We start from the raw sequence: 8,746 nt of genomic DNA on the forward strand, positions 1-8,746 counted from the left end.
AGAAAAGACTTGAAATATGCAATAATCTCTTGCATTATTATAGTTGTAATCAAAGAATAAATGCAAATAATTTTTGCGTTTGGATAATTGAAGGAGGAGTATCATGATTCCGTACAAACACGAACCATTTACAGACTTTTCTCTAGAGGAAAATAAAAAAGCTTTCCAAGAGGCATTGAAATTGGTGGAAGGCTACCTTGGTCAAGATTATCCATTAATCATTGGTGGAGAGCGGATTATGACGGAAGACAAGCTTGTCTCCACAAATCCAGCAAACAAAGAAGAAGTTATCGGCCGCGTTTCCAAAGCGAGCAGAGATCTTGCTGAAAAAGCGATGAAAACAGCAGATGAAACTTTCAATACATGGAGAAAAGTGAAGCCTGAATTCCGTGCAGACGTTCTATTCAAAGCAGCAGCGATTATTCGCCGCCGCAAGCATGAATTCTCTGCTTTGCTAACAAAAGAGGCAGGTAAGCCTTGGAACGAAGCGGATGCTGATACAGCAGAAGCAATCGATTTCTTAGAGTATTATGGCCGTCAAATGCTTACATTAAAAGATGGCATGCCAGTTGAAAGCCGTCCTGGCGAATTCAACCGTTTCGATTACATCCCTCTAGGTGTAGGTGTCGTCATCTCTCCATGGAACTTTGCGCTTGCAATCATGGCAGGTACGACAGTTGCAGCCCTAGTTACTGGGAATACAGTTTTATTGAAACCGGCTTCTACGACTCCGGTTGTTGCATATAAATTTATTGAAGTACTTGAAGAAGCAGGAATGCCTGCAGGCGTAGTCAACTACATCCCAGGCTCCGGTGCTGAAGTGGGCGACTACCTTGTCGATCACCCTAGAACTCGTTTCATCTCCTTCACTGGTTCACGTGAAGTTGGTACACGCATCTACGAACGTGCTGGCAAAGTGAACGAAGGCCAAATTTGGTTGAAACGCGTTATCGCTGAAATGGGCGGTAAAGATACGATTGTCGTGGATAGCGAAGCGGATCTTGAATTGGCTGCACAATCTATCGTTAAGTCGGCATTCGGCTTCAGCGGTCAAAAATGTTCAGCATGTTCACGTGCTGTCATCCTTGAAGATGTTTATGATCAAGTCGTTTCCCGCGTTGAGGAATTGACAAAAGGTTTGACATACGGTGATCCAACTGACCAGTCTAACTTTGCTGGTCCGGTTATCGATCAAGGTTCATTCGATAAAATCATGAGCTATATCGAAATCGGTAAAGAAGAAGGACGTCTTGTCGCAGGTGGAGAAGGAGACAGCTCAAAAGGTTACTTCATCGCTCCAACTGTATTTGCTGACGTCGCTCCTGATGCGCGCGTTATGCAAGAAGAAATCTTTGGACCAGTTGTCGCGATTACAAAAGCGAAAAGCTTTGATGAAGCGATTGAAATTGCAAACAACACAGATTACGGTTTGACTGGCGCGGTCATTTCGAACAACCGTCACCACATCGAACAGGCTCGTGAAGATTTCCACGTTGGAAACTTGTACTTCAACCGCGGCTGCACAGGCGCGATTGTAGGTTACCAGCCATTTGGCGGATTCAATATGTCCGGTACAGACTCCAAAGCAGGCGGACCAGATTACTTGCAACTTCACATGCAAGGCAAGACAACATCTGAAACGCTATAAGCTTACATTGCGACAACCGTGGAGCGGGCGGCAATTGCCTGACCTGCTCCATACATAATTAAAGGAGGGTTTCATATGACAGTATCAGAAAAAGTGATTTCACAAACCGAAAAGTACGGAGCGAACAACTATCATCCACTTCCGATTGTAATTTCTGAAGCGGAAGGTGTTTGGGTTAAGGATCCGGAAGGTAATAAATATATGGATATGCTTTCTGCATATTCTGCTGTGAACCAAGGTCATAGACACCCGAAGATCATTCAGGCGCTTAAAGATCAAGCGGATCGCGTGACATTAACTTCACGTGCTTTCCACAGCGACCAACTTGGTCCGTGGTATGAAATGGTGAGCCAAATTTCCGGTAAGGATATGGTTCTTCCGATGAACACAGGTGCGGAAGCTGTTGAAACTGCTATCAAGGCTGCTCGCCGTTGGTCTTATGATGTAAAGGGCATTGAAGAGAATAAAGCTGAAATTATTGGTTGTGAAGGTAACTTCCATGGTCGTACGATGACAGCTGTTTCCTTATCGTCCGATCCGGAATACAAGCGTGGATTTGGTCCGATGCTTCCAGGTATCAAGCTTGTTCCATATGGCGATATTGAAGCGTTGGAAAAAGCGATTACACCAAACACAGCTGCATTCATCATCGAGCCGATTCAAGGTGAAGCAGGCATTATCATTCCTCCTGCAGGCTATATGAAAGCTGCTTACGAACTATGTAAAAAGAACAATGTACTATTCATCGCAGACGAAATCCAAGCAGGTCTTTGCCGTACAGGTAAAATGTTCGCGACTGAATGGGAAGGCTTTGAGCCGGATATGTATATCCTAGGAAAAGCATTAGGCGGCGGTGTGTTCCCGATTTCTTGCGTCGTAGCAAACAAAGATATCCTTGGCGTTTTCAACCCAGGATCTCACGGTTCTACATTCGGTGGAAATCCGATGGCTTGTGCAGTATCCATCGCATCCCTTGAAGTTCTGCAAGATGAGAAACTTGCTGATAAATCATTGGAACTTGGTAACTACTTCATTGAGCAATTGAAGAAAATCCAGCATCCTTCTATTAAAGAAGTGCGTGGCCGCGGACTCTTCATCGGTGTTGAATTGACCGAAGAAGCTCGTCCTTACTGTGAAAAGCTGAAAGAACTTGGCTTGCTTTGCAAAGAAACACATGACACGGTGATCCGTTTCGCTCCTCCATTAATTATCTCGAAAGAGGAATTGGATTGGGCGATCGAACGAATCAATAAAGTTTTTGAAAGTTAATCATTAATTTCTACAAAAGGTCTTTAGACTATGGTACAATATGGGCGTTGTAAAACAATTATGAATCAAAGAGGCGAACTTTTACATGACTGAAAACCTGAATCTGTTCACGTCTACACAAGTTGTCATCAAAGAAGCACTTGACAAACTAGGCTACGATGAAGGAATGTACGAACTACTAAAAGAACCAATCCGTATGACAGAGGTCCGGATTCCAGTGAAAATGGATGATGGAAAAGTGAAAGTATTCACAGGATATCGCGGCCAGCACAACGATGCAGTCGGCCCGACAAAAGGCGGAGTCCGTTTCCATCCGGAAGTCACTGCAGACGAAGTGCGAGCTCTATCTATGTGGATGACATTGAAAGCGGGTATTGTCGACCTTCCTTATGGCGGAGGGAAAGGCGGTATCATCTGTGATCCACGAGAAATGTCAATGGGCGAACTAGAGCGCTTAAGCCGTGGATATGTACGCGCGCTTAGCCAAGTGATGGGTCCTACGAAGGATATTCCTGCTCCGGACGTTTTCACTAATGCTCAAATCATGGCATGGATGATGGATGAATACAGCCGCATCGATGAATTCAACTCACCAGGATTCATTACAGGAAAACCGATCGTCCTCGGCGGTTCCCAAGGTCGTGACCGTGCGACTGCGGAAGGCGTAACAATCATCATCAATGAAGCGGCAAAACGCCGTGGAATCGATATGAAAGGTGCGCGTGTCGTCATCCAAGGATTCGGTAACGCAGGAAGCTTCCTATCGAAGTTCCTCCACGATGCAGGCGCAAAAGTAATCGGTATTTCCGATGCGTATGGTGCTTTGCATGATCCGAACGGATTGGATATCGACTATCTGCTAGATCGTCGTGACAGCTTTGGAACAGTAACTACTTTGTTCGACAATACGATCTCCAACCAAGAACTTTTGGAATTGGATTGCGATATTTTAGTTCCGGCTGCTATCGAAAACCAGATCACTGAAAAGAACGCTCATAATATTAAAGCGACGATTGTTGTTGAAGCCGCAAACGGACCGACAACATCTGAAGCGACTAAAATTCTTACTGAACGCGGCATCCTTCTTGTGCCTGACGTGCTTGCAAGTGCAGGCGGCGTAACAGTATCGTACTTCGAATGGGTTCAAAATAACATGGGTTATTACTGGACAGAAGAAGAAGTTCGCGACAGAATGACTGAAAAAATGGTAACTGCATTTGAAAACGTATATAACGTTTCCACAACTCGTAATATTGACATGCGCTTAGCGGCGTACATGATCGGTATTCGTAAAACTGCTGAAGCGTCACGCTTCCGTGGCTGGGCGTAATATGCGACAATCAAGACATCCTCTTCAATAGAGGATGTCTTTTTTGCCCTAAATTGATAGATATGATGGGAGAGGATTATATGAATGGATTCGTTTTTCAAAATCCAGTGAAACTCATTTTCGGGAAAAACAAAATTGCTTCCTTAGCGGAAGAAATCAAGCCGTATGGGAATAAGGTGCTTGTCGTGTATGGCGGCGGAAGCATTAAGCGCAATGGTCTCTATGAGGAAGTGATGGAGATATTAAATGCTAACGGCATGGAAGTGCATGAGCTGGCAGGAGTAGAACCAAATCCGCGAGTGACGACTGCAGCGCGCGGTGCCGAACTGTGTAAAACACATCAAATTGATTTTATTCTAGCGGTAGGCGGCGGTTCTGTCATCGACTGCACGAAATTAATTGCAACAGCAGCGAAATATGATGGAGACCCATGGGATTTCGTCGTGAAAAAGGCGAAACCTGCAGATGCATTGCCTTTCGGAACCATCTTAACTATCGCTGCGACAGGCTCGGAGATGAATGCGGGCTCAGTTATCACTAACGAAGAGACGGAAGAGAAATATGGGTGGGGAAGTCCATTCAGTTTTCCAAAGTTCTCAATTCTAGATCCAACGTATACATTATCCTTGCCAAAGGACCAAACGGTTTACGGCATCGTCGATATGATGTCGCATATTTTTGAGCAATACTTCCACGATGAAATAAATACGCCACTCCAAGATGAGTTATGTGAGGGTGCTTTGCGTGCCATTATGGAGAATGGCAAGAAGCTTGTTGAAGACTTGCAAAACTATGAGCTTCGGGAAACGATTTTGCTTTCTGGAACATGGGGACTGAACGGATTTCTTGGTATGGGCAATAACGGAGGAGACTGGGGAACGCATACAATTGAACATGCTGTTTCAGCGGTATACGATATTCCTCATGCCGGAGGGCTCGCCATCTTGTTCCCGCACTGGATGGAGCAATCTGTCCACTTAAATCCAGGCCGATTTGCAAGATTGGCTGTCAATGTGTTTGGTGTCAGCCCAGATGGGAAGTCTGAAGAAGATGTTGCGCTCGAAGGGATTGCGCGTCTTCGTGAGTACTGGTCTTCGATTGGTGCGCCTTCTCGTTTGCATGACTACGGAATTGATGATTCGAAAATTGACGTCATGGCGGATAAGGCGATGGCAGGAGGACCGGTGGGCAACTTTGCTAAATTGAATAAGGAGCAAGTAGCTTCTATTCTGACAGCCTCCTTGTAAAAGTTCGTGGTTATGTAAGGGAAGAACCCTAGTATAAATAAAATGGCGGGGGAGCGTATAGCCACCCCGCCATTTCCATGTTATTTGTTTGGTTTAGGCAGTTTTGTACTGATGTCGTGAATTTTCTCCGGCTGATTGACACCTTTCCACGTTTTCACTCCATCATCCTCATCAAATGAAATAATTGCTTCCCGTACGCCTTTTTGCTTTAGGATGAGAAGCATGAGCCGGTCCCGTATGTCATCGACGAACGCAACTGTTTTCGTTGGATCTACTTCTGCCACGACCTCCACATGTAGAAATTCTCCTTCTTTTATTACTTCTACTTTTTGAATATCCTTAATATCCGGATCTTCAGCTACGAGAAAAGCAATATGATTCAACATTTCCTCATCGGTTTCTCCAATAGCGCCTCTCGCATTTTCTAAAAAGATCTTTCCGACAACATAGAACATCATCAGCCCGATGATCATGGAAGCGATCCCTTCAGCTGCAAGGAAACCGGTAAAATGAGCGAGCAGGACTGCCACGAAAGCAAGGATACCTCCAATTGTAGCGACGAGATCTTCCATAAACACCAATTTAGTTGCTGGTTTTGCACGCTTTAAGTTGGGAAAACTGGATGCGAAGGCAGCCAAACCTTTCTTATCAATGCCTAGATCGTGCATAATCTCTTTGGAAGCTTTCAGTAATACTGCGAATTCAAGCACTGTTGCCAAACCAAGTACAGATAGGTTGATCAGTAATCCTGTCGTTTCCACTGGATTCAAAACGTGATGCCATCCTTCTTTGATTGCTTCGTAAGACATAATGGCAACTACCATGACGGCGCCCAGACAGACTAGATTGACAACGCGGCCAAATCCATTCGGAAATTTAGGAGTCGGCGCTTTTTTAGATAAAGCTGACCCGATGAAAACGAAGAATTGATTCGCGGCATCACCTAGAGAGTGCATGGTTTCCGCGAACATGGCGACATTCCCCGTGAATAGGAATGCGGCTCCTTTAATAATGGCGATAATCGCATTGACAATAGCTGCAAGCAAGGAGGATTTATTCCCCTGCTTCAATAAATGAAATAAATCGTGCACATGAATGGCCTCCAATTATGGGAAAATTTCTAGTTCGACTGATTCGATGTACGTTAGTTCAGTGAGCTCAAGATATAGTTCGGCAGTTTCTTTCTTTGTGAGCGCGGCTAAACGGAAGTCTAATTCATGAGCTTCCTGTTTTTCATCGTTCACAATTTTTTTGATGCGAAGATTTTCGATCATCATGTTTTCCTTGTTAAGGAATTTAATCAGGTCATTAATTTTAGTCTTATCCGAAACAATGACAATAAATGCAGCCTCTTTGGAACGAATGCGTTTCGGACCGTATTTATCCAGAGCGGGAGCGACGATTTCAATAACGAACAAAACACAAACGACGGCAAACGCAGCTTCGATATAAAAGCCCGCGCCGACTGCAATCCCGATACTTGCTGCACCCCATATCATGGCGGCAGTTGTCAAACCAGTGATATTATCGTTATCCCTGCGCAAAATAGCGCCAGCTCCTAAGAATCCGATTCCGCTGACGATTTGCGCAGCGAGTCGGAGCGGATCCATTTGGACATTAATATCTGCCCGTGAAGGAACTAAATACGCCGCTTCCATCGAAACGATCGTTAAGAGGCAGCTGAAAGTGGAGATGACTGCACTCGTTTTCAATCCAATCGGCTTTTTCTTTATTTCCCTCTCCACACCGATCACTAAACTTAATCCCAAGGCAAGAACGAGCTTGATCAACACCTCGGGGTACATGGCGCTGTTTGCAATCCATTCCATAAGGATCCCCCCAAAAAGAAAATTGAACTGTAACAAATAAAATTTGCGTGATATAATTCTCATTGTTTCTATTGCCTGAACGACTGGCTTTATAACATAATCACCTAATGAAAGGGACGTGAGCACCTTGGATCAACCTAAAATACACCCATACATCCCGATTATTGTCGGAGTTATCTCCGTAGCGCTTTCAGCAATCTTTGTAAAACTTTCGACAGCCGAATCCGGAGTGATTGCGTTTTATCGGATGTTTTTCTCAGTCATTCTTATGTTGCCGATATTTCTATTGAAGTATCGAAAAGAGATATTCCGCTTAAGCCGGAAGGATTGGACCTTTTCCGCGATAGCGGGTATTTTTTTGGCCTTCCACTTCATCCTGTGGTTTGAGTCGCTTAACTACACATCGGTTGCAAGTTCTACCGTCTTAGTTACGTTACAACCGATATTCGCATTAGCGGGAACGTATTTTTTCTTTAAAGAAAGATTGTCACTAAAAACAATTATCTCTGCTGGTATCGCAATTGCCGGGAGTGTCATCATCAGCTGGAGCGATTTCAAAGTGAGCGGCACAGCATTCTATGGAGACATGCTTGCACTGGCTGGATGTGCCTTAGTGACAGCCTATCTATTATTTGGACAAGAAGTACGGAAGAGATTGTCTCTCATTACTTATACGTTTGTGTTGTACTCAATCAGTACCATTACACTGTTTTTTTATGTCTTAATCAAAGGAGAGTCATTTGGACCGTATGATGCTTCAAACTGGTTCTGGTTTTTCTTGTTAGCTCTTATTCCGAACTTATTCGGGCATTCACTTTTTAATTGGGCAGTGAAATGGGTAAGCACGAATGTCATCTCAATTGCTATATTATTTGAACCGGTAGGAGCAGCCATTCTTGCTTACTATGTCTTTAACGAGACCTTAAGCATCAGCCAAACTGCAGGCGGAATCGTTGTTATTTCAGGGATTCTCCTCTTTATAGTCGATGGCAATAAAATTAGACGAATATTTTTTTCGAAAAAAGCTTGATTTCCTAAATGACTATGTTGTATATTAGTACATGTCCTCTTGAGAGAGAGGGCATGACAAAAAAACAACTTAAAAAAGTTGTTGACTTAAAGAAAACAACATGGTAAATTAGTAAAGTCGCTGAAAACAAACAGCGCAATGAACCTTGAAAACTGAACAGCAAAACGTCAACAATAAAGTCGAAACCCGACCCTGTCGGGAACACGACAAACACGAATCTTCGGATTCGAAATTGACATCTTAAATGATGCCAGCAGAAATCGAGCTACTCGAATTTCTTCAAAGTTTCTTCTATTAAAGAAGTACTTGCTGGCGACCGAGATGTAGTGCAGTGCTAGGAGACGAACGAGTGAAGGAGGGAGCGTACTACGGTACGTGACCGACTGAGCGAGT

7 protein-coding genes are annotated in these 8,746 nt (G+C 44.1%); 5 read left to right on the plus strand and 2 right to left on the minus strand.

Annotated elements, in window-relative coordinates:
• Nucleotides 1-100: 100 nt before the first annotated feature.
• The 4 genes from pruA to L7D49_RS11875 all read left to right on the plus strand — a co-directional run bounded on the left by pruA (nt 101) and on the right by L7D49_RS11875 (nt 5,494).
• On the plus strand, nt 101-1,648 hold the full coding sequence (pruA, locus tag L7D49_RS11860; RefSeq protein ID WP_238081102.1) for an L-glutamate gamma-semialdehyde dehydrogenase: 1,548 nt from the start codon (nt 101-103) through the stop codon (nt 1,646-1,648).
• Between the two features lie 75 nt (nt 1,649-1,723).
• Nucleotides 1,724-2,917 carry an ornithine--oxo-acid transaminase gene (locus L7D49_RS11865; RefSeq protein WP_238081084.1) on the plus strand — a complete coding sequence of 398 codons (1,194 nt, stop codon included), beginning with the start codon at nt 1,724-1,726 and terminating at the stop codon, nt 2,915-2,917.
• Between the two features lie 85 nt (nt 2,918-3,002).
• Nucleotides 3,003-4,247 (plus strand): Glu/Leu/Phe/Val family dehydrogenase, encoded by a 1,245-nt coding sequence (locus L7D49_RS11870; RefSeq protein ID WP_238081086.1) that lies wholly within the window; start codon nt 3,003-3,005, stop codon nt 4,245-4,247.
• 80 nt (nt 4,248-4,327) lie between these two features.
• A complete protein-coding gene (locus tag L7D49_RS11875; protein WP_238081088.1) occupies nt 4,328-5,494 on the plus strand; it encodes an iron-containing alcohol dehydrogenase in 1,167 nt (388 codons plus the stop codon).
• Nucleotides 5,495-5,574: 80 nt separating this feature from the next.
• Here L7D49_RS11875 and L7D49_RS11880 read toward each other — a convergent pair whose 3' ends face one another.
• Nucleotides 5,575-6,585 (minus strand): cation diffusion facilitator family transporter, encoded by a 1,011-nt coding sequence (locus tag L7D49_RS11880; protein ID WP_238081090.1) that lies wholly within the window; start codon nt 6,583-6,585, stop codon nt 5,575-5,577.
• 15 nt (nt 6,586-6,600) lie between these two features.
• Nucleotides 6,601-7,323, minus strand: coding sequence for an MgtC/SapB family protein (locus L7D49_RS11885; RefSeq protein WP_238081092.1), 723 nt, complete (start codon nt 7,321-7,323; stop codon nt 6,601-6,603).
• 127 nt (nt 7,324-7,450) lie between these two features.
• Between L7D49_RS11885 and L7D49_RS11890 the strand changes: the two genes are divergently transcribed.
• Nucleotides 7,451-8,353, plus strand: a complete 903-nt coding sequence (locus L7D49_RS11890; RefSeq protein WP_238081095.1) for a DMT family transporter — start codon at nt 7,451-7,453, stop codon at nt 8,351-8,353.
• Nucleotides 8,354-8,746 lie beyond the last annotated feature (393 nt).

It is taken from the genome of Sporosarcina cyprini, assembly GCF_022048975.1.
Classification (GTDB): domain Bacteria; phylum Bacillota; class Bacilli; order Bacillales_A; family Planococcaceae; genus Sporosarcina; species Sporosarcina cyprini.

Excerpts from the sequence above, each read along its gene's own strand:
- L7D49_RS11885 (WP_238081092.1), bottom strand. The coding sequence starts at position 7,323 with ATGGAATGGATTGCAAACAGCGCCATGTACCCCGAGGTGTTGATCAAG.
- L7D49_RS11870 (WP_238081086.1), top strand. The coding sequence starts at position 3,003 with ATGACTGAAAACCTGAATCTGTTCACGTCTACACAAGTTGTCATCAAA.
- L7D49_RS11865 (WP_238081084.1), top strand. The coding sequence starts at position 1,724 with ATGACAGTATCAGAAAAAGTGATTTCACAAACCGAAAAGTACGGAGCG.
- L7D49_RS11875 (WP_238081088.1), top strand. The coding sequence starts at position 4,328 with ATGAATGGATTCGTTTTTCAAAATCCAGTGAAACTCATTTTCGGGAAA.